This is a genomic window from Bradyrhizobium sp. CB3481, from assembly GCF_029714305.1.
Classification (GTDB): Bacteria; Pseudomonadota; Alphaproteobacteria; order Rhizobiales; family Xanthobacteraceae; genus Bradyrhizobium.
Genome location: NZ_CP121647.1, coordinates 3,854,656 through 3,875,515, shown reverse-complemented (window position 1 = coordinate 3,875,515; position 20,860 = coordinate 3,854,656). Strand labels below are relative to the sequence as shown.

21 protein-coding genes and 2 tRNA genes are annotated in these 20,860 nt (G+C 62.6%); 6 read left to right on the top strand and 17 right to left on the bottom strand.

What is annotated here, in order from left to right; all coding sequences use genetic code 11:
- The 9 genes from nuoF to QA643_RS18790 all read right to left on the bottom strand — a co-directional run bounded on the left by nuoF (position 1) and on the right by QA643_RS18790 (position 6,620).
- The gene (gene nuoF, locus QA643_RS18830) at positions 1-1,326 is read right to left on the bottom strand and encodes an NADH-quinone oxidoreductase subunit NuoF (RefSeq protein WP_283034567.1); all 1,326 of its coding nucleotides are present in this window, start codon (positions 1,324-1,326) and stop codon (positions 1-3) included.
- Positions 1,327-1,347: 21 nt separating this feature from the next.
- On the bottom strand, positions 1,348-1,512 hold the full coding sequence (locus QA643_RS18825) for a hypothetical protein (RefSeq protein ID WP_283034566.1): 165 nt from the start codon (positions 1,510-1,512) through the stop codon (positions 1,348-1,350).
- 48 nt (positions 1,513-1,560) lie between these two features.
- The gene (gene nuoE / locus QA643_RS18820) at positions 1,561-2,172 is read right to left on the bottom strand and encodes an NADH-quinone oxidoreductase subunit NuoE (RefSeq protein ID WP_283034565.1); all 612 of its coding nucleotides are present in this window, start codon (positions 2,170-2,172) and stop codon (positions 1,561-1,563) included.
- 11 nt (positions 2,173-2,183) lie between these two features.
- On the bottom strand, positions 2,184-3,140 hold the full coding sequence (locus tag QA643_RS18815) for an FkbM family methyltransferase (RefSeq protein ID WP_283034564.1): 957 nt from the start codon (positions 3,138-3,140) through the stop codon (positions 2,184-2,186).
- Positions 3,140-4,336 (bottom strand): NADH-quinone oxidoreductase subunit D, encoded by a 1,197-nt coding sequence (locus QA643_RS18810; RefSeq protein WP_283034563.1) that lies wholly within the window; start codon positions 4,334-4,336, stop codon positions 3,140-3,142. Before QA643_RS18810 ends, QA643_RS18815 begins: the two co-directional genes overlap by 1 nt.
- Before the next feature lie 2 nt (positions 4,337-4,338).
- Positions 4,339-4,950: an NADH-quinone oxidoreductase subunit C gene (locus QA643_RS18805; RefSeq protein ID WP_283034562.1), complete on the bottom strand. Its 612-nt coding sequence runs from the start codon at positions 4,948-4,950 to the stop codon at positions 4,339-4,341.
- Between the two features lie 11 nt (positions 4,951-4,961).
- Complete coding sequence (locus QA643_RS18800) at positions 4,962-5,552, bottom strand: NADH-quinone oxidoreductase subunit B (protein ID WP_283034561.1); 591 nt, start codon at positions 5,550-5,552, stop codon at positions 4,962-4,964.
- Positions 5,543-5,908, bottom strand: coding sequence for an NADH-quinone oxidoreductase subunit A (locus tag QA643_RS18795; RefSeq protein ID WP_283034560.1), 366 nt, complete (start codon positions 5,906-5,908; stop codon positions 5,543-5,545). The genes QA643_RS18800 and QA643_RS18795 overlap by 10 nt, the downstream gene beginning before the upstream one ends.
- A 199-nt stretch (positions 5,909-6,107) precedes the next feature.
- The gene (locus tag QA643_RS18790) at positions 6,108-6,620 is read right to left on the bottom strand and encodes a MarR family transcriptional regulator (protein ID WP_283034559.1); all 513 of its coding nucleotides are present in this window, start codon (positions 6,618-6,620) and stop codon (positions 6,108-6,110) included.
- A gap of 190 nt (positions 6,621-6,810) precedes the next feature.
- Between QA643_RS18790 and QA643_RS18785 the strand changes: the two genes are divergently transcribed.
- The 3 genes from QA643_RS18785 (at position 6,811) to QA643_RS18775 (ending at position 9,773) form a co-directional block, all read left to right on the top strand.
- Positions 6,811-7,995, top strand: a complete 1,185-nt coding sequence (locus tag QA643_RS18785; RefSeq protein ID WP_283034558.1) for an aromatic ring-hydroxylating dioxygenase subunit alpha — start codon at positions 6,811-6,813, stop codon at positions 7,993-7,995.
- A 38-nt stretch (positions 7,996-8,033) separates the two neighbouring features.
- Positions 8,034-9,326, top strand: coding sequence for an MFS transporter (locus QA643_RS18780; protein WP_283034557.1), 1,293 nt, complete (start codon positions 8,034-8,036; stop codon positions 9,324-9,326).
- Between the two features lie 252 nt (positions 9,327-9,578).
- Complete coding sequence (locus tag QA643_RS18775) at positions 9,579-9,773, top strand: hypothetical protein (protein WP_283034556.1); 195 nt, start codon at positions 9,579-9,581, stop codon at positions 9,771-9,773.
- A gap of 96 nt (positions 9,774-9,869) precedes the next feature.
- Here QA643_RS18775 and QA643_RS18770 read toward each other — a convergent pair.
- Positions 9,870-9,946: transfer RNA gene (locus QA643_RS18770), tRNA-Asp, on the bottom strand.
- A 280-nt stretch (positions 9,947-10,226) separates the two neighbouring features.
- Between QA643_RS18770 and QA643_RS18765 the strand changes: the two genes are divergently transcribed.
- Positions 10,227-10,526 (top strand): HU family DNA-binding protein, encoded by a 300-nt coding sequence (locus QA643_RS18765; protein WP_283034555.1) that lies wholly within the window; start codon positions 10,227-10,229, stop codon positions 10,524-10,526.
- A gap of 85 nt (positions 10,527-10,611) precedes the next feature.
- Positions 10,612-11,868, top strand: a complete 1,257-nt coding sequence (pepT, locus tag QA643_RS18760) for a peptidase T (protein WP_283034554.1) — start codon at positions 10,612-10,614, stop codon at positions 11,866-11,868.
- A gap of 31 nt (positions 11,869-11,899) precedes the next feature.
- On the opposite strand, the gene QA643_RS18755 is transcribed toward pepT, so the two are convergent.
- Together QA643_RS18755 and QA643_RS18750 are read right to left on the bottom strand one after the other, a co-directional pair.
- A complete protein-coding gene (locus QA643_RS18755; RefSeq protein ID WP_283034553.1) occupies positions 11,900-12,115 on the bottom strand; it encodes a hypothetical protein in 216 nt (71 codons plus the stop codon).
- Between the two features lie 266 nt (positions 12,116-12,381).
- Entirely contained in the window at positions 12,382-13,242 is an 861-nt protein-coding gene (locus tag QA643_RS18750; RefSeq protein ID WP_283034552.1) for a methyltransferase domain-containing protein, read from the bottom strand.
- A gap of 773 nt (positions 13,243-14,015) precedes the next feature.
- Here QA643_RS18750 and QA643_RS18745 point away from each other — a divergent pair.
- Positions 14,016-14,672, top strand: coding sequence for a hypothetical protein (locus tag QA643_RS18745; protein ID WP_349253280.1), 657 nt, complete (start codon positions 14,016-14,018; stop codon positions 14,670-14,672).
- 322 nt (positions 14,673-14,994) lie between these two features.
- Here the strand turns inward: QA643_RS18745 and QA643_RS18740 are convergent.
- The 5 genes from QA643_RS18740 to QA643_RS18720 form a co-directional block, all read right to left on the bottom strand.
- Positions 14,995-15,071 (bottom strand) — tRNA-Val (locus tag QA643_RS18740).
- A gap of 128 nt (positions 15,072-15,199) precedes the next feature.
- Positions 15,200-15,601 (bottom strand): GFA family protein, encoded by a 402-nt coding sequence (locus QA643_RS18735; protein WP_283034550.1) that lies wholly within the window; start codon positions 15,599-15,601, stop codon positions 15,200-15,202.
- 88 nt (positions 15,602-15,689) lie between these two features.
- The gene (lon, locus tag QA643_RS18730; RefSeq protein WP_283034549.1) at positions 15,690-18,116 is read right to left on the bottom strand and encodes an endopeptidase La; all 2,427 of its coding nucleotides are present in this window, start codon (positions 18,114-18,116) and stop codon (positions 15,690-15,692) included.
- Between the two features lie 302 nt (positions 18,117-18,418).
- Positions 18,419-19,693, bottom strand: coding sequence for an ATP-dependent Clp protease ATP-binding subunit ClpX (gene clpX / locus QA643_RS18725; protein ID WP_283034548.1), 1,275 nt, complete (start codon positions 19,691-19,693; stop codon positions 18,419-18,421).
- A 447-nt stretch (positions 19,694-20,140) separates the two neighbouring features.
- On the bottom strand, positions 20,141-20,773 hold the full coding sequence (locus QA643_RS18720) for an ATP-dependent Clp protease proteolytic subunit (RefSeq protein WP_283034547.1): 633 nt from the start codon (positions 20,771-20,773) through the stop codon (positions 20,141-20,143).
- Positions 20,774-20,860: the final 87 nt, after the last annotated feature.

Here is a 20,860-nt window from a genome sequence, read left to right as displayed (position 1 = left end):
TTACTCCGCCGCGACCATGTTCACGGGATCGCGTACGCCGATATCGTCGACGTCGGCCTTGTGCGAATACTGGTCGATGCGCGCCTCGATCTCGTGACGGAAATGCGCGATCAGGCCCTGGATCGGCCACGCCGCAGCGTCGCCGAGCGCACAGATGGTGTGTCCCTCGACCTGCTTGGTCACCTCCAGCAGCATGTCGATCTCGCGCTTGTGGGCGCGGCCCTCGGCCATGCGCGACAGCACGCGCCACATCCACCCGGTGCCTTCGCGGCACGGCGTGCACTGGCCGCAGCTCTCATGCTTATAGAAATAGGAGATGCGCGCGATCGCCCGGATCAGGTCGGTCGACTTGTCCATCACGATCACGGCGGCGGTGCCGAGGCCGGAGCGCAGCTTGCTCAAAGAGTCAAAATCCATCGGCGTGTCGATGATCTGCTCGGCCGGCACCATGCGCACCGACGAACCGCCGGGGATCACGGCCTTCAGATTGTCCCAGCCGCCGCGGATGCCGCCGCAGTGACGCTCGATCAGTTCGCGGAACGTCAGGCCCATCGCCTCTTCGACGTTGCAGGGCCGCTCGACATGGCCGGACACGCAGAACAGCTTTGTGCCGACATTGTTGGGCCGGCCGATCGCGGCGAACCATGCCGCGCCGCGGCGCAGGATGTCGGGTGCGACCGCAATGGACTCGACGTTGTTGACGGTGGTCGGGCAGCCATAGAGGCCGACATTGGCCGGGAATGGCGGCTTCAGCCGCGGCTGGCCCTTCTTGCCTTCGAGGCTTTCCAGCAGCGCGGTTTCCTCGCCGCAAATATAGGCCCCGGCGCCATGCGCGACGTAGATGTCGAACGGCCAGCCATTGACGTTGTCCTTGCCGACCAGTTTCGCATCATAGGCCTGGTCGATCGCGGCCTGCAGGCGCTCGCGCTCGCGGATGAACTCGCCGCGGACATAGATGTAGCAGGCATGCGCGCCCATCGCGAAGCTGGCGAGCAGGCAGCCCTCCACGAGCAGGTGCGGATCGTGCCGCATGATCTCGCGGTCCTTACAGGTGCCGGGCTCGGACTCGTCGGCGTTGACGACGAGGTAGCTCGGCCTGCCGTCGGTGGATTCCTTCGGCATGAACGACCATTTCAGGCCGGTCGGAAAGCCTGCCCCGCCGCGGCCGCGCAGGCCGGAGGCCTTCATCTCGTTGATGATCCAGTCGCGGCCCTTGTCGATGATCGCTTTCGTGCCGTCCCACGCGCCGCGGCGGCGCGCGCCCTCGAGCCCCCAATCATGGAGGCCGTAGAGGTTCTTGAAGATGCGATCCTTGTCGTCGAGCATGACTTGAAGCTTCCTAGCGGATCAACGGTTGGACTGCGCATAGGCAAGGCCCGCGGCGCATCCGCCGAAGGTCAGTGCCCACAACAGGCTGGATTCGAGCGTCGCGTTCAGCCCGTAACGCTGCAGCAGAAAAATGAAGGCCGCCGCCGCGACGGCGTGCATGCCGATATAGCGCCAGTTCTTCATCGCACTGACCCCTCCCCGGCCCGCTCACGGGCAACGTGCCGTCACGCCTCATGTCGATTCCTTCAGCGTCGTCGGCCCGCCGGCGGGCGCCGAGAACTGACGGTCAACCTGCGGTCCTGGCTTGGGCGGATTGCCCGAGGCGAAGCCGTCCAGCACCTTGCCGAAGGTTTCCTTGGTCAGGTCCTCGTAGGTGTCCTTCCAGATCTGCACCATCGGCGCATTCACGCAGGCGCCCAGGCACTCGACCTCTTCCCAGCTGAAATTGCCGTCTTTCGACAGATGGAAAGGCTCATGGTGAATGCGGCTCTGGCAGACGTCGATCAGGTCGCCGGCGCCGCGCAGGCGGCACGGCGTGGTGCCGCAGACCTGCACATGGGCCTTCTTTCCGACCGGCTGGAGCTGGAACATGGTGTAGAAGGTCACAACCTCCAGCACGCGGATGTAGGGCATGTCGAGCATGTCGGCGACGACGCGGATCGCGGCTTCCGGCACCCACCCTTCATGCTGCTCCTGCGCGCGCCACAGGATCGCGATCACGGCCGAGGCCTGCCGGCCCGGCGGATATTTTGCGATCTGCGCCTTGGCCCAGGCGAGATTCTCGTCCGTGAACGCAAAGCTCGCGGGCTGCTGTTCCTTCGGGGCGAGGCGACGTACCGACATCGTTCAGTCTCTCATTGCACGCGGCGCGCGGCTTTCGCATTGAGCGCTTCGATCCGGGCGAGCCAGAAAGCGCTTGCGGTGCCGAACACGTTGTAGCCGACATGGGTTGAAACCTTGATCCGGTCGAGGATCGACAGATCGGTCACGGTTTCCAGGCGATGGCTGCGCGGATCGTAGACGATCAGCGTCAGCGATTGGTCGAGGATGTAGCGCGAGACGGTATGCCTGGGATCGTTGCCGTGCTCCTCGCACAGCAAAACGCTGTCGCCCTGCATCAGCCGGGTGCCGCCCTTCATGGCCTCGATCTCGACGCCTTCGACGTCGAGCTTGATCAGGTATTTGCCGCCGGGCACGACCTTGCCGTCGTCCAAGAGGTTATCCAGTGCGATGACCGGCACCTCCTCGCCATCGACCTGGTCGCCGGCGATGCTGAAGGCCTCGTGCTTGGTGCCTGAGAGCCGCGCGGTACCGCGCGCGGCACCGATCGCGCACTTCATCGTTTCGAAGCGATTGCCGTTGATGCGGGCATTGTTGGCGAGCTTTGGAAAATTCTGTCCCGACGGCTCGATCGCGATCGCCTTGTGCGACCCGAACGGCCTGCTCGACACCAGTACCGACCAGTAGCCGTAATTGGCGCCGCAATCGAGCAGCGTGTAATCGACCTCGGCCGAATCCTCGAACAGCAGCTCGAGCTCGTTCTCGTAAGTGTAGGAGCGGTTAAGCAGCTTGCTCCAATAGCCGTCGCCATAGGGAAACTCGAACACGGCGTCGTCGTTGAGTTTGACCTGGATGTCGCGCTCGGGGAGCGTCGTGCGCAACAGGTTGGCGCACATGTTGTAGCCGCGATGCGAGAAGTTCGACGCCACCTTCGAGCCCAGCACCAGCGCCACGGCGGCCAAACGCTCCCACGCGTTCGCACCTTCGAGTGCGCCCGATGCCCGGTCAAACTGGATGGGCGCCTGCGCCATCACCGATCGACCTCTCCGAACACGATGTCGAGCGAGCCGAGAATGGCCGAGACGTCGGCGAGCAGATGGCCCTTGCAGATGTGATGCATCGCCTGCAGATGGGCAAATCCCGGCGCGCGGATCTTGCACTTGTAGGGCTTGTTGCTGCCGTCGGAAACCAGATAGACGCCGAACTCGCCCTTCGGCGCTTCCACTGCGGCGTAGACCTCGCCGGCCGGCACGTGCACGCCTTCGGTATAGAGCTTGAAGTGATGGATCAGCGCTTCCATCGACCGCTTCATCTCGCCGCGGCGGGGCGGCGCGATCTTGTTGTCCTCGACCACGACCGGGCCCTGCCCGTCAGGCGAGTTCAGCTTGGCGATGCACTGCTTCATGATGCGCACGGACTGGCGCATCTCTTCCATGCGGATCAAATAACGATCGTAGCAGTCGCCGTTCTTACCGATCGGGATATCGAAATCCATTTCGGCGTAGCACTCATAGGGCTGCGCCTTGCGCAGATCCCAGGCGGCGCCCGAGCCGCGCACCATCACGCCTGAAAAGCCCCATTCCCAGGCTTCCTTCAGCGACACCACGCCGATGTCGACGTTGCGCTGCTTGAAGATGCGGTTGCCGGTCAGCAGTGTGTCGAGATCGGCGACGACCTGCAGGAACGGTTCGCACCAGGCGTCGATATCGTCGATCAGCTTCTGCGGCAGATCCTGGTGCACGCCGCCGACGCGGAAATAGGCCGCATGCATACGAGAGCCGGAGGCGCGCTCGTAAAATTGCATCAGCTTTTCGCGCTCCTCGAAGCCCCACAGCGGCGGGGTGAGCGCGCCGACGTCCATCGCCTGCGTCGTCACATTGAGCAGATGCGACAGGATGCGGCCGATCTCGCAATAGAGCACACGAATCAATTGGCCGCGACGCGGCACCGTGATGCCGAGCAGCTTTTCCGCCGCCAGGCAGAATGCATGCTCCTGGTTCATCGGCGCGACGTAGTCCAGACGATCGAAATACGGGATCGCCTGCAGATAGGTCTTCGCTTCGATCAGCTTCTCGGTGCCGCGATGCAAGAGACCGATATGCGGATCGACACGCTCGACCACTTCGCCGTCCAATTCGAGGACCAAACGAAGCACGCCGTGTGCCGCCGGGTGTTGCGGCCCAAAGTTGATCGTAAAATTACGGAGGTTCTGGCTTTGCTCGTTCATGGTCAGGCCTTCGGCTCAGCCTTCTCATCGCCGGGAAGCGGATAGTCCGCGCCTTCCCAAGGCGAGAGGAAATCGAATTTGCGGAATTCCTGGTTGAGGCGGACGGGCTCGTAGAGCACCCGCTTCTCCTGGTCGTCGTAGCGGACTTCGACGAAGCCGGTGAGCGGAAAGTCCTTGCGCAGCGGATGGCCGTCGAAGCCGTAATCGGTCAAGAGCCGGCGCATGTCGGGATGGCCCGTGAAGATCACGCCGTAGAGATCGTAGGTCTCGCGCTCGAACCAGTCGGCGCCGGGAAACACGTCGATGATCGAGGGCACCTGCGTGGTCTCGTCGGCCTCGGCGCGGACGCGGATGCGCTCGTTCAGGGTCGGCGACAACAGATGATAGACCACGTCGAAACGCTTCTCGCGGGCCGGATAGTCCACCGCGGTGACATCGATGATGTTGACGAAGCGCAGCGCGGGATCGTCGCGCAGGTGCTTCATCACTTCGACGATTTTCGCCGCATCGACCGTAATGGTGAGCTGTTTGAACGCGACCGCATGGGCCGTGGCCGCACCGCCAAGCGCGCTAACAATCGTCTGCCCAAGGGCCTCGAGCTTGCCGTCGTCCATTACCTAAAACCTTAGCGTTCGATGGTCCCGATGCGGCGGATCTTCTTCTGCAGCAGCAATATGCCGTAGAGCAGCGCCTCCGCCGTCGGCGGACATCCGGGCACGTAGATGTCGATCGGCACGATACGGTCACAGCCGCGCACGACCGAGTAGGAATAGTGATAGTAGCCGCCGCCATTGGCGCACGAGCCCATCGAGATCACGTAGCGCGGCTCGGGCATCTGGTCGTAGACCTTGCGCAGCGCCGGCGCCATCTTGTTGGTCAGGGTACCCGCCACGATCATGACGTCGGACTGCCGCGGCGAGGCGCGTGGCGCAAAGCCGAAACGCTCGACGTCGTAGCGCGGCATCGACACCTGCATCATCTCGACCGCGCAGCAGGCGAGACCGAACGTCATCCACATCAGCGAGCCGGTGCGCGCCCAGGTGATCAGGTCGTCGGCAGCGGCAACGAAGAAGCCCTTGTCGGACAGCTCGTGATTGACCTCGAGAAAAAACGGATCATTGGCCCCGACCGGCTTGCCGGTCGAGGGATCAAGAATGCCCTTCGGCGCCTGCGCGATATCAGGCGAAGAGCCTTTTATTGTCTGGCTCAATCCCATTCGAGCGCGCCTTTCTTCCACTCATAAGCAAAGCCGACCGTGAGGACGGCCAGAAACACCATCATCGACCAGAAGCCGGTGGCACCGAGCTTGCCGAACGCGACCGCCCACGGGAATAGAAACGCCACTTCGAGGTCGAAAATGATGAAGAGGATCGCGACCAGGTAGAAGCGGACGTCGAACTTCATGCGGGCGTCGTCGAATGCGTTGAATCCGCATTCATAGGCGGAGAGTTTCTCCGGATCCGGCTGCTGGAACGCGACCAGGAACGGGGCGACCAGGAGCGCCAGACCGATCAGGCTCGCCACCCCGATAAACACGACAAGTGGAAGATAGTTCTGCAGGATGCCGGACATCGGCGTGCCTTTTCCCGCGGATTTCGACCGCAGATTCGTTGGATTGGAATTATTCTTGGCTTAGCGCAGCGCAACAGAGGGCGCAAGACGAGCCGCCCTGACGCCCCGACCTGCCCCCGATGCGTCGGCAGAACACCAAAAAGTGTTGCGTTCCTGCCTCTCCCGATCAACGCAGGGCCGGCGGAATGGTGCCCAAATTTCAGTTCAAATGCTTCTCGTCCGTGAGCATCTGGGCGGCCGTATCGGTGAGCCGATCGATCTGGTCGAGCAGCACCGCCACCTCGTCCTCGCCGAGCTGTTCCAGGAGCCGCCGATTGCGCTCCTGCGCGCCCGCCACAATGGCGTCATGCGCAGCCAGCCCGGCCTTGGTGAGGCAGACCAGCGTCTCGCGGTTATCCCGCGGGTTGACCTCCTTGGCGACCAGCTTGCGCGCGACCAGTTCCGCCAGCGCCCGGCTGATCTGCCCCTTGTCCATGCCAACCGCTTCGGCGAGCCGTATCACGCTCATCGGCGGCCGCCGTCCGAGCGAGGCGACCAGGCCGAACTCCACCGAGGACAGCCCTGTCAGCCGCTTGTAGCGCAGGATCGCGCCGCGCTTCAGCACGTTCGCCAGCACCATCAGCCGCGACGACATCATTGCGGTTATCGGCGCCAGCTCCGCGACATCGTCCGCAGGCGAAGCCGCCGTCTTTTTTTCCAGCTTCCGGCTCATTTGCAAACCTCTGCCAACAAAGCGGCCCGGTGCCAAGGCCGATGCTTCCCGTGAGCCCCCGCGAATAAGACCGCCGAATAGGGCCATTGGATATGCTAATCGAAATTCGTTGACATTGTCATCGATTGTGCTTTCACTGCCTGGAATAGATCAACGACCGCGGCGCCAATGCCGTGGCGGGAGGAAACGGATGACCATCACGCCGCGCGATCTCGGGACCGGCTACGCCATGAAGCCGTCCAGCACCCGGACCGAGCTGACCTCGGTCGGCCGCGGCACACCGATGGGCGAATTGCTGCGGCGCTACTGGCACCCGGTCGGCCTCGTTTCCGACGCCACCGATATCCCCAGAAAAGTGCGCGTGCTCGGCGAAGACCTCGTGCTGTTTCGCGATGGAAGCGGCCGCGCTGGCCTGCTGCACGCGCGCTGCTGCCATCGCGGCACCACGCTTTATTACGGCAAGGTCGAGGAAGACGGCATCCGCTGCTGCTATCACGGCTGGAAGTTCGGCACCGAGGGCCACTGCCTCGAACAGCCCTGCGAGCCCGAAGGCGGCCTGTTCAAGGACAAAGTGCGCCAGCCCTGGTATCCGCTGGAGGAGCGCTACGGCCTGATCTTCGCCTATCTCGGCCCGGCAGAGAAAAAGCCGGTGCTGCCGCGCTACGAATGCCTGGAAAACATGGACGAAGGCGAGTTCGTCGAGGCGGACGACTCATCGATCGGCGGCGGCGGACCTGCGATCATTCCCTGCAACTGGCTGCAGCATTTCGAAAACGTGGTCGATCCCTATCACGTGCCGGTGCTGCACGGCTCGTTCTCAGGCCCGCAATTCACCACCTTGATGGCGTCGATGCCGGAGGTGAAGTTCGAGATGTCGCCGCGCGGCGTCACCGTGCGCTCGATCCGGCACCAGGACGACGGCAAGGTATTTTACCGCGTCACGGAAGCCGCCCTCCCCACGCTGCGTGTCGTGCCGAACCCGCGTGTTGCGCAATTCGCCCGCATCGAGTCGATCGGCTGGACGCTGCCGATCGACGACACCTCGTTCCGCATCTATGTCGCCGGCCGCGTCAAGAATTCAGGCGACATCGGCCGCATGCGCTCCAAATTCAACGGCAAGTTCTGGTGGGACATGACCGAACGGGAGCACCAGCAATTCCCCGGGGATTACGAGGCGCAGGTCGGCCAGGGCCCGATGACGATCCATTCCGAAGAGCATTTCGGCCAGAGCGACCGCGGCATCCTGATGATCCGCCGGATGCTCAGCGACCAATTGGAAGCGATCGCTGCGGGACGCGACCCGATCGGCGTCTCCTTCGATTCAAATGGGCCGCCGGTCGAGTTCGAGGCAGGCAATTTCATCCGCGACGCCTGAAGGCGGCCGGTCAAAAAAACAAACATCGGGGGGGAAGCATGGTCGATGTCGCGCCGCAGGTCACCCTGCAGAACGAAGCCACTGCCCGGCCGTCGATCCGGCGCTATTACGTGCTGGCGCTGCTCACCACCGTCTATGCGCTGAACTTCCTCGACCGCACCATCTTCAACGTCCTGATCGAGCCAATCAAAAAGGAGTTTGCGCTCAGCGACACCACGATGGGCCTGCTCGCGGGCTTCGGCTTCGTGCTGTTCTATTCGGTGCTGGGCATTCCCATCGCGCGCATTGCCGACCGCTTCAACCGCCGCAACATCGTCTCGATCGCGCTGGCATTCTGGAGCGCGATGACGGTGTTCTGCGGCATGGCGCAAAGCGTGGCGACACTGGCGCTGGCACGGATCGGCGTCGGGATCGGCGAATCCGGCGGCACGCCAGCCTCGCAATCGATCATCGCCGACCTCTTCAGCAAGAACGAGCGCCCGCGCGCGCTCGGCATCTATGCCATCGGCACCTATCTCGGCGTCTTCCTCGGCTATTTCATCGGCGGCTACGTCAACCAGTACTATGGCTGGCGGATGGCGTTCTATGTCGCCGGCCTGCCCGGCCTCGCGCTGGCCGCGATATTGTGGCTGACGGTGTCCGAGCCGAAGCGCGGTGCGATGGCCGAGACGTTCACGCCGGAGCCGTTCGGGCCGACGCTTTCCTTCCTCGCCTCGCAGCAGACCTTCGTCATCCTGCTGGTCGGCTTTTGTCTCACCACCTACACCAACTACGCGACCTCGGCCTGGATTCCGCCGTTCCTGGCGCGCGTGCATCACCTCTCCAGCGCCGAGATCGGCACCTATGCCGGCACCTTCAAGGGACTGTGCGGCATCGCCGGCACATTGCTCGGCGGGGTCGTCGTCGCCCAGATCAGCCGCCGCGACGATCGCTGGAAGTTGTGGGCGCCTGCGGTCACCTCGGGCCTCGCCGGGCCGGTGTTTGCGCTGTGCATGCTGACACCTGATTTCACCACGATGGTGGCGACGCTGGCGGCGACCTCGTTCCTGGTCGGCTTCCAGCTCGGCCCGATCTTCGCGATCGCGCAGACCGTCGCCAAACCCAGCATGCGGGCGCTGGCCTCCGCCATCATGCTGCTCACCGCCGCCGGCTTCGGCCAAGGTATCGGCCCGCTCGCGGTCGGCATGCTCAACGACATCATGAAGAACGATTTTGGCGCCGAGGCCGTGCGGTATTCGCTGCTCTCCGCCGCGGTCACCTCCACGGTCGGCGCGCTGCTTTTCATCTGGGCCGCCCGGTCGATCCGCGGCGATATCGAGCGGGCGAGCTGAAACAAAGGCTCGCCCTTCCAGCTTAAATCTTGTTTTTATTGCTGTTTTTATCACGCCAGGCCTTCCGGCTGGCCCGCATCGACGCCGGCTACACGCCCGTATGTGATCTACATCACGGATGATTTGGCAAGAAACCGGCCAAAAAACCGGCCGAATGAAACCATTTTGCCGAAACCGCGAAACGATCCTGAAACACACGCGGCGTACTTCTCTCGCCAACACAGGACGTCAAAGGCGTCCGGGAGGCATATTATGAACCACTCCATTCATTCGGCAGATCGCGCTACCCATTTGAAGATCGTGGTCGTCGCGCTGGTGGCAGGCATTGCGGTTGCCGCCTTCGGCATCACCGCCCGGACCGGCGCGAATTACGAGCAGACCGCCCAGGTCGTGAAGGCCGGCAAGCCGGTGGTCGTCACCAGCTCGAGCACCTCGACGGTTCGTTAATCGATATCGAAGCGATCGGAATAAAAACGGCCGCCTTCGGGGCGGCCTTTTTGTTTGCGGCGGTCTTCGGGAGACTAGTATCAAGCCATCGAGAAATGGCGCGAGAGACGGGACTCGAACCCGCGGCCTCCGCCGTGACAGGGCGGCGCTCTAACCAACTGAGCTACTCCCGCGGATGCCGTAATCAGATCCTGATCCGCGCAGGACCGAGGGCATAAAGGGCCGCTTCCGCTTAGTCAAGGACGTTGCGAATATCCGCACCAGACACGAATAACGGCCTGTTTTCGGGGCAAAACCGCGGTGGCGGCAATTTATCGAATCGTTAAAGCCCGGCATCATCCCGGTTTCATGAAACCCTCCGTGGATTTCAGGGGTTTCACGTCACCCCACGAGGCATTTCCGGCGCGCCAAACGCGCTCAGAAGTTATTCCCGGCAACGAGGAGAAGCCAGACATGGCGAAGAAGGCAGCGGCTCCGGCCACCATCACCCTCAAGCATCTGGCCGCCGCGCTCGCCGAGCCCCATGAATTATCGAAGAAGGCCGCCGAGGCGTTTCTGACCGACATGGTCGACACCATCACGAGGCACCTGAAGAAGGGCGACCGGATCAGGATCGTCGGGCTCGGCATCCTCCAGGTCCGCAAGCGCGCCGCCCGCATGGGCCGCAACCCCGCCACCGGGGAACCGCTTCCGATCAAGGCCAGCAAGAAGGTCACCTTCCGTCCGGTCAAGGAACTCAAGGAAGCGATCTGAGGCATCGGTAGCGGAATAGTGGTTCCGCCCGGCGCGGCACTTTCTGCTATAGAGCCTTCCTGTCGCTTACTTTTTCCGGATCGTCATGCCCGCTTCCTCCCTCGCCTTCACCCACGACGTCACCGAGCGTTTCCTGCGCTATGTCGTGATTGACACCCAGTCCGACCCGAATTCGCCGAGCTGCCCTTCCACCGAGAAGCAGAAGAATCTCGGCCGCCTGCTGGCGTCGGAGCTGCAGGCGCTGGGGCTTACCGACGCCCATCTCGACGGGCACGGCTATGTCTATGCGACCATCCCGGCCACTTCCGACAAGAAGGTGCCGGTGATCTGCTTCTGCTCGCACATGGATACCTCCCCGGACTGTTCCGGCGCCGACGTCAAGCCGCAGATCGTCAAGAACTATCAGGGCGGCGACATCGTGCTGCCAGCCGATCCCACCCAGGTGATCCGCGCCGCCGACCATCCGGCGCTCAAAGGCCAGATCGGGCATGACATCATCACGACCGACGGCACCACGCTGCTCGGGGCCGACAACAAGGCGGGCGTTGCCGAGATCATGGATGCCGCGCAGTTCCTGGTCCAGAACCCGCAGATCAAGCACGGCACGATCAAGATTCTGTTCACACCGGATGAAGAGATCGGCCGCGGCGTCGACAAGGTCGACCTGAAAAAGCTCGGCGCCGACTTCGCCTATACGATGGACGGCGAAAGCGCGGGGAATATCGAGGACGAGACCTTTTCGGCCGACGGCGCCACCATCACCATCGAGGGCGTCTCGACCCATCCGGGCTTTGCCAAGGGCAAGATGGAGCATGCCATCAAGATTGCGGCTGCCGTCATCGACCGCCTGCCCAAGGACACCTGTTCACCGGAGACGACGGAGGGCAAGGAAGGCTTCCTGCATCCGATCGGCATCAAGGGCGAGCTAGAGAAGACCACCATCGGCTTCATCGTCCGCGACTTCACCGACGAAGGCCTGCAGCAGAAGGAAGCCCTGCTGGAAGACATCGTCAAAACCGTGATGAAAGACTATCCGCACTCCAGCTACCGGATGGAGGTCAAGCCGCAATACCGCAACATGAAGCAGGTGATCGACCGTCACCCTGAAACTGTCGATTACGCGATCGAGGCGATCAAGCGCGCGGGACTTACGCCGGCGCGAAGCTCGATCCGCGGCGGCACCGACGGCTCGCGGCTCTCGTTCATGGGCCTGCCCTGCCCCAACATCTTCGCCGGCGAACACGCCTTCCACTCGCGCCTCGAATGGGTCAGTCGCCAGGACATGGAAAAGGCAGCGGAGACGATCGTGCATCTCGCCATGATCTGGGAAGAGCGGGCGTAGCGGCCCGCACTTCCAACGCCACCGACTTCTTTTACGGCAGCGATCCTCGCAGGCCTTTGATCCCCCCGACGTCCACGGTGGCTCGACCAGCGTTCCCGGACGTGGTGTCCGTGCGGACCTCACTCTGCTCGGACATCGTGAGGACGCGTACGAAGATCACGCCGAGCACCAGCACACCGATCATGATCAACCCGGCCCGGGCTGGCGTCAGATTTGGATCGGGTACGCGCATCACTGTTGCACCCATGCGCATCCTTCAGCCCGCCTTGAGCAACAGCATCGTTGAGTCGTCAGGCAATTTGGTGGCGCAGCGGTGGCGATCCGGCGTTTAATTGCAAGGCCCGCAGAGACCCTCGTGCATCCGGGTGCGCGCAACTCTCACCCCGTCATTGCGAGGAGCGACAGCGACGAAGCAATCCATGCTTCTGCGTGCGCCGAGGCATGGACTGCTTCGCGGAGCCTGTCATCGGGCGCGCATTCGCGACCCGTTGGCTCGCAATGACGGCGCGACGGTTACGAGGCCCGCGCCGTCACGATCCACACCGAGGCCGGCAGCAGCACCGCGTCTCCCTTCACAAACGGCGTCAACGCTTCGCGGATCGACGCCGCAACGGCGGCGCGGGCATCTTCCGGCTGCCCCTCCAGCGCGCGGCTGACCGGGCCGATTTCGAATGCGCTCTGCACCGCGCCGTCGAGGCCGCGGCCGATCGCAGCATCCAGCAGCAGCGGACACGCTTCCATCTCAACCCCGGTAAAGCCGGCCTCGCCGAGGATGCGGCGCACGCGTTCTTCCGAGGCAAACGCGAACGGCCCGGGGTCTTCCGGTCCCTGTTGCGGCAGCTTCGGCACGTGCTTGTAGGCGGCCGCAAGCGGCGCCATGAAGAACGGATTTTCGCGCGGCTCGCGCCAGCACGCGAACGCCAGCCGTCCCGTAGGCCGCAGCGCCTTGCGCATGTTCGCAAACGACAGCACGGGGTCAGCGAAGAACATCACGCCGAACCGCGAGGCCAGCACGTCGAAGCTCGCCGGTTCGAACGGATAGACGGTGGCGTCGGCCAGCACGAAATCGATCGGCAGATCCTTCGGCACCGCCTGCCGCGCCCGCTCCAGCATCGGGCCCGACACGTCGATACCCAGCACATAGCCTGTCGGCTCGACCGCTCGCGCGAACGCAATCGCGGTGGCGCCACTGCCGCAACCGACATCGATCACCCGCTCGCCCGGCTCGAAGCCGGCGCGATTGATGAGAAGATCGGCAACGGGCCTCAGCAGCACGTCCTGCGCCACCTGCCGGTCCGCCCAGCGCTGGCCGGCAGGACCATTCCAGTAGGCGACCTGATCGGCGTTCTGATCGTGGCTTGCCGGTGTATCCATTTCACGCTCCCTTTGACTTCGAACGTTCATCGTGACCATTGACGCCGCATCACCGCCGTATCGTTGCCGTGATGCCGCTATGTTCGTTTATCTATCCCAAGATTTTGGGTCATAACTATACCTTCGTGCATTTAGTTCGGAACGATATCCCGCCTTTCGCGTGATCTATTGCCGCAAGGCAATCGACCGGCACTAGCACCTGGAGGGACCAAGATGAATGGAATGCGCAAATATGCATTTGGAGCCGCGGCGGCAGCCGCTCTTTTTGTAATTCCGGTTTCAGCCTTTTCTCAATCCATAGAGATTGGACCGGGAGGCGTCCGCGTGGATCGAGGAGGTGGGCAATGCGAGCAATTGAGGCGCGCCTGCGAAAACAAGGACGCACTGGGAGAGCGGGGCGAAGGAAATTGCCGCAGATATCGGGAGGCCTGCGGACGGCCGGTCCGGCGGGACGTGTGCGCCGAATTGAGATCTGCTTGCCTCAACAAGGATCAGCTTGGCGAACGCGGCGAAGGAAATTGCCGCCGGTATCGCGAGACGTGCAGAGGCCGACTGTAGAGGTTAGGAGTTGCGGGGTGGTGCGACATCGCTCGGCACCGCCCCGCGCTACGACCCGGCTGGCTCTTGCCGGGCCGAAGCGCCGTAACGTGGAATTAATCTCATCAGCTTATTATCCCGGACAGTTCTCGTTGAGTGTCGCGTAAAGGAGCCGTCGCAACGGACGATCCAGCGACGGCTCCTTTTTTTGTTTCGCTCATTGGGGGTTAGTGCACGTGACCACGACATCGGAAAAGCAGGACAACATCGAACAATCCAACTCCACCGCGTCGACCAAGCAGACGGGCCGGAAGTCGGTCCTGGCGCTCGCCATCTTCGCTCTCGGAATAAACACCAGTGCGGCCATCTATACCCTGTCGCCGTCCGAGTTCTCCCTGCCTGACATCAGCCATTTGGCCGAACTGCTTCCGCTTCCGAAAGCCTCCGATCCGACGCCGGATCCCGCTGTGGCTGCATTGAGGGATATTCAGTCGACCCAGCAGCAGCACGTTGCCGCGCTGCAAGATAATAACCTCCTGCTGCAGCAAAACACCGCTCTCCTGCAGCAGGACTCCATTGCGCTTGCCTCGCTGCGCCAGAGCGTCGGCGACGAGCAGGCCGGCGTGAAGAAGATATCTTCTCAGATCACGGATCAACATGAAGACGTGAAGAAGATCTCCGCGCAGATTTCCAAGCTGATGGCGAAGGTCGACACGCTGCAGAATGCAATCACCCCGGAAGTGACCTCCTCCATTCGAACCGAGCACGCGCGTAACCGGCTATCCCGCACGATGCGGAAAAAGATGGTTCGGCAGCCTCAACCCTTCGGACCCATTTCGCTCGGCGGAGCCCCGTTAACCTCCCCGGCAACCACGCACAGTCCGCAAGGCTGATTGAGGACGGAGAGAGGATAGCGCGCGGGGCTTCGGCCCCGCGTTTTGATTCTTGTGCCAGGTCTCCGGGCACAGATCGCGCGGCGAAGTAACAGCAGCGGCGCCTTTTCTTGTCCTGACACGGCACCACTGCCGCGAAGGTTGGCTGGCCGAGCCGAGCTCCGCAACGCGAGCCCCACAGAGCTGAAGAAGAGGGCGGAAGGCATCGGTCCGCCTACGCTCTTCGAGCTTCGGCGCGACAGCCTTCGCCCTGCGGAGTAGTATTCGCGACACCCGTGCCGCGAAGGCTGGCTTGCCGAGCCGTAGCCCGCAGGGCGAAGGCTGGTAGGCGGCGAGAGATTCGAACTCCCGACCCTCTCGGTGTAAACGAGATGCTCTAACCAGCTGAGCTAGCCGCCCGTGAGCCGCCCCTATCTACAGCGCCGGAAGGTGTGAACGCAAGCGAGGCTGGTGCCGACAAATGGCCCGAAACCGGCAGATTTGCCGCGAAACCGCTGAGCCACGACGGCAGCGCGCGAAACCCCTGTTCAGTCTGCCGGCCGCCCCGGCAATGTGCCGATCTCGTCGATCCATGGCGCGGCGGAGCGGCACCAGATCTGCCGCGCCGGCTTGAGCTCGCCGCGCTGGCGGATGCTGCCCCAGCGGATGCCCCAATCGTCCGCCCCGCCCTCGCCGCTCGAGAACAGCGGCGAGCCACAGGCCTCGCAAAAGTGCTGGAAGCGCGTGCGGCCGTTGTCGCCCTTCTTTGGATAGATCTTCGGCTTCGCGCCGGTCAGCCGGATCTGTTCGGCGGAGCAGAGCACGGTGACGCGGTACGGCGAGCCGGTGAGCCTCTGGCAGTCGGTGCAGTGGCAGATCGAAACCTTCGCCGGGTCGATCTCGGCCCGATAGGTCACCCGTCCGCAATGGCATTGCCCGTCGATTTCCATCTCCGTCAACTCCGCTGGCTCAGACCCGATCCGCAGCAACAAAAACGGCGCCCGAAGGCGCCGTTTTATCACTTTCCAAGTTCGATCCTTAGTGGGCGGTCAGGCCGCCGCCGGCTTCGTCGCCCGCGTCGGGCTTCACGGCCACCTTGGTATCCTCTTCCCAGACGATCGGCGTGGGCGTGCGAACCAGTGCCCTGGCGACCACCTCATCCAGCCGTCCGACCGGGATGATCTCCATGCCGCCCTTGATCGCATCGGAAATCTCCGTGAGATCCTTGGCGTTGTCCTCGGGGATCAGCACCGTCTTGATGCCGCCGCGGGCCGCAGCCAGCAGCTTCTCCTTCAGACCGCCGATCGGCAGCACGCGGCCGCGCAGCGTGATTTCGCCGGTCATCGCGACATCGTGGCGGACCGGAATGCCGGTCATGACCGAGATGATCGCGGTGGCCATCGCGACACCCGCCGACGGTCCGTCCTTCGGGGTTGCCCCCTCCGGCACGTGGACGTGGATGTCGCGCCGGTCGAACAACGGCGGCTCGACGCCGTAGTTGATCGCCCGCGAGCGGACATAGGATGCCGCCGCCGAGATCGATTCCTTCATCACGTCGCGCAGATTGCCCGTGACCGTCATCTTGCCCTTGCCGGGCATCATGACGCCTTCGATGGTCAAGAGCTCGCCGCCGACATCGGTCCAGGCAAGGCCGGTGACGATACCGACCTGCGGCTCGCTCTCGATCTCGCCGAAGCGGTACTTCGGCACGCCGAGGAAGTCCTCCAGGGTCTTCTCGGTGACCTTGACCGACTTCTTCTTGGAGATCATCAGCTCCTTCACCGCCTTGCGGGCGAGTGTGGAGAGCTCACGCTCCAGGTTACGCACGCCCGCTTCGCGGGTGTAACGGCGGATCATCAAGAGCAAGGCATCGTCGTCGATCGACCATTCCTTCGAGTCGAGGCCATGCTTGGAGATGGCGTTCGGGATCAGGTGCTTGCGCGCGATCTCGACCTTCTCGTTCTCGGTGTAGCCGGCGATCCGGATGATCTCCATGCGGTCCATCAGCGGGCCCGGAATATTGAGCGTATTCGCGGTCGTGATGAACATGACGTTCGACAGATCGTAGTCGACCTCCAGATAGTGGTCGTTGAAGGTCGAGTTCTGCTCGGGGTCCAAAACCTCGAGCAGCGCCGATGACGGATCGCCGCGGAAATCGGCGCCCATCTTGTCGATCTCGTCCAAGAGGAACAGCGGATTCGAGGTCTTCGCCTTGCGCATCGACTGGATGATCTTGCCGGGCATCGAACCGATATAGGTGCGGCGGTGACCGCGGATCTCAGCTTCGTCGCGCACGCCGCCGAGCGAGACGCGCACGAACTCGCGCCCTGTCGCCTTCGCGATCGACTTGCCGAGCGAGGTCTTGCCGACGCCGGGAGGTCCGACGAGGCACAGGATCGGTCCGGTCAGCTTGTTGGCGCGCGACTGCACCGCGAGATACTCGACGATGCGGTCCTTGACCTTCTCGAGCCCGTAGTGATCGGAGTCCAGCACGGCCTGCGCCTGCTCGAGATCCTTCTTGACCTTGGACTTCTTGTTCCACGGGATCGACAGCAGCCAGTCGAGATAGTTGCGCACGACGGTCGCTTCCGCGGACATCGGCGACATCTGGCGCAGCTTCTTCAGCTCGTGCTGCGCCTTCTCCCGCGCTTCCTTGGAAAGCTTGGTCTTGGCAATCTTCTCCTCCAGATCGGCCAGCTCGTCGCGACCTTCGTCGTCGCCGAGCTCCTTCTGGATCGCCTTCATCTGCTCGTTCAGGTAATACTCGCGCTGGGTCTTCTCCATCTGGCGCTTGACGCGCGAGCGGATGCGCTTCTCGACCTGCAGCACCGAGATTTCGCTCTCCATCAGCCCCAGCACCTTCTCCAGGCGCTGCGTGACGGACAACGTCTCCAGGATACCCTGACGGTCCGCGATCTTGACGGCCAGATGCTGCGCGACCTGGTCGCTCAGCTTGGCGAAGTCAGTGATCGCCTGAACCACGCCGACGACTTCGGCGGAGATCTTCTTGTTCAGCTTCACATAGCTTTCGAAGTCGGACACGACCGAGCGTGCCAGGGCTTCGGCTTCCACCGAATTGGCGTCGGTGTCGGCGAGCGCGACCGCGGTCGCTTCATAGTATTCGCTGCGGTCCGAATACTTTTGCACGCGCGCGCGCTCGAGCCCCTCGACCAGCACCTTCACGGTCCCGTCGGGCAGCTTCAGCAACTGCAGCACGCTGGCAAGCGTGCCGACCTCGTAGATCGATTCCGGGTTTGGATCATCATCGGACGCATTCTTCTGCGTCGCGAGCAGGATCAGCGCGTCGTTCTTCATCACCTCTTCGAGGGCGCGGATCGACTTCTCGCGGCCGACGAACAACGGCACGATCATGTGCGGAAATACGACGATATCGCGGAGCGGCAGCACCGGATACGAATGGCTTTCGCCGAGAACGATGGTTGGCCGGGTTTTTGGGGTCGTCATGGCCTATTCCTTTTGTTTTGCCCCCTTGCACGCAATCCGCTCAAGGCTGCGCAACTGCCACAAGGTGCCGTAAGTTCCGGTCATTTCAGCTGCTTCGCAGCCGCCTTTACCGGAGGATTTTGCGACGAATCTCGAACGTGATTTCCGCCACCACGAGCATTAGGTGGCTATCGGGTATGGGGGTGTCAAGTCACGGAAAAATGCCCACTATTTCGGGCCAAACCCGTGTGGAATACCGGCAACAAAACGGCCGCCGGAAGGTCCGGCGGCCGCTTTATTCACACAACTTTTGGCGAGCGCGCTCAGGCGCTGGCGCTGCTCTCGACGGCGCGGTCCGAACGATCCGCATAGATGTAGAGCGGACGGGCGGTTCCTTCGACCACTTCGCGCGAGATCACGACCTCTTCGACGCCTTCCAGGCCTGGCAGATCGAACATGGTCTCGAGCAGGATGGCCTCGAGAATCGAGCGCAATCCGCGCGCGCCGGTCTTGCGCTCGATCGCCTTGCGGGCGACCGCGCCAAGCGCCTCGTCGGCGAACGTGAGCTCGATGTTCTCCATTTCGAACAGCCGCTGGTATTGTTTCACCAGCGCGTTCTTCGGCTCGACCAGGATCTTCTTCAGCGAATTCTCGTCGAGGTCCTCCAGGGTCGCAACCACAGGCAAACGACCGACGAATTCCGGGATCAGGCCGTACTTCAGGAGGTCTTCCGGCTCGACGTGACGGAAGATTTCACCGGTACGACGATCCTCCGGCGCCAGCACCTGGGCGGCGAAACCGATCGAGGTCGAACGGCCGCGCGCGGAGATAATCTTCTCCAGCCCCGAGAACGCGCCACCGCAGATGAACAGGATGTTCGTCGTGTCGACCTGCAGGAACTCCTGCTGCGGATGCTTGCGGCCGCCCTGCGGCGGCACCGAAGCAACCGTGCCTTCCATGATCTTCAAGAGCGCCTGCTGCACACCCTCGCCCGACACGTCGCGGGTGATCGAGGGATTGTCGGACTTGCGGCTGATCTTGTCGATTTCGTCGATATAGACGATGCCGCGCTGCGCGCGCTCGACATTGTAGTCGGCCGACTGCAGCAGCTTGAGGATGATGTTCTCGACGTCCTCGCCGACATAGCCGGCTTCGGTCAGCGTCGTCGCATCCGCCATTGTGAACGGCACGTCGAGAATCCGCGCCAGCGTCTGCGCCAGCAGCGTCTTGCCCGAACCGGTCGGACCGATCAGCAGGATGTTCGACTTCGCAAGCTCGACGTCGTTGTGCTTGGTCTGGTGATTGAGCCGCTTGTAGTGGTTGTGAACGGCGACCGACAGCACCTTCTTGGCATGGTTCTGGCCGATCACGTAATCGTCCAACACCTTGCAGATTTCCTTCGGCGTCGGGATGCCGTCGCGCGACTTCACCAGCGAGGACTTGTTCTCCTCACGGATGATGTCCATGCAAAGTTCAACGCATTCGTCGCAGATGAAAACGGTTGGACCTGCGATGAGTTTGCGGACTTCGTGCTGGCTCTTTCCACAGAACGAGCAATACAGCGTGTTCTTGGAGTCGCTCGTGCCAACCTTACTCATTCCTGTCTCCGTCCGCCGTTCGATCCGTTACCCGATCGACCCATTCCGGCACTTTACCGGACCTGAAGGTAGATAGAGCAAATTCCGTACCAGAAAAGACCCTAACTCAATTACCCACCGTGCGAATCACGGCTTCTCAAATCCCCCGCGATCTTAACCCAGTTCACACAGCCAACCATGCTGACACCCGACTATCAAGAATTCGCTAATCGGGGCCGGAATGGCTACCCGTGACAATACCGTGATTTGTGGCATTCGCACGGGCCGAAGTTCACGAAATCGACCGAGCGTTGCGGTATTGCCACGCGGCAAAACCGGCACGAAAGCGGAACTTTCAGCCCATGCGGGGGCATAGCCGTGCGCTTTCGGCCGAAATTGCCGATTCAACCAGCCATTAAGGTCAATGCGGGGTGTCGCAACCCGTTACCTTACGGGGTTTTCCCTTCACTAAACTTTCGCTGGCGTCGCCTCTTCGGGACGCTTGTCGATCACCTTGTCGACGAGGCCGAAGTCGCGGGCCATCTCGGCGGTGAGGAATTTGTCGCGCTCGAGCGCATCCTCGATCGCCTTGTAGGGCTGGCCGGTGTGCTTCACGTAGATCTCGTTGAGGCGCTTCTTGAGATTCAAGATCTCCTGCGCGTGCAGCATGATGTCGGTGGCCTGGCCCTGGAAGCCGCCGGACGGCTGATGCACCATGATGCGCGAGTTCGGCAGCGTGAAGCGCATGTCCTTTTCGCCGGCCGCCAGCAGCAGCGAACCCATCGAGGCCGCCTGCCCCGTGCACAGCGTCGATACCGCGGGACGGATGAACTGCATCGTGTCGTAGATCGCAAGCCCCGATGTCACCACGCCGCCGGGCGAGTTGATGTACATCGAGATTTCCTTCTTCGGATTGTCGGCTTCCAGGAACAGAAGCTGCGCGACAACCAGCGTCGACATGCCGTCTTCGACCGGGCCGGTTACGAAGATGATGCGTTCCTTCAAGAGGCGCGAGAAAATGTCGTAGGCGCGTTCACCGCGGTTGGTCTGCTCGACCACCATCGGAACGAGATTCATGTAGGTTTCAACGGGATCGCGCATTGGTTACCCCAAGGGTTAGGTAGGGACTGGACGGAGGCGAACATCCATCGGCAAGGCAGGCCAGGCGGCATGATTGCCGTGCGCGGA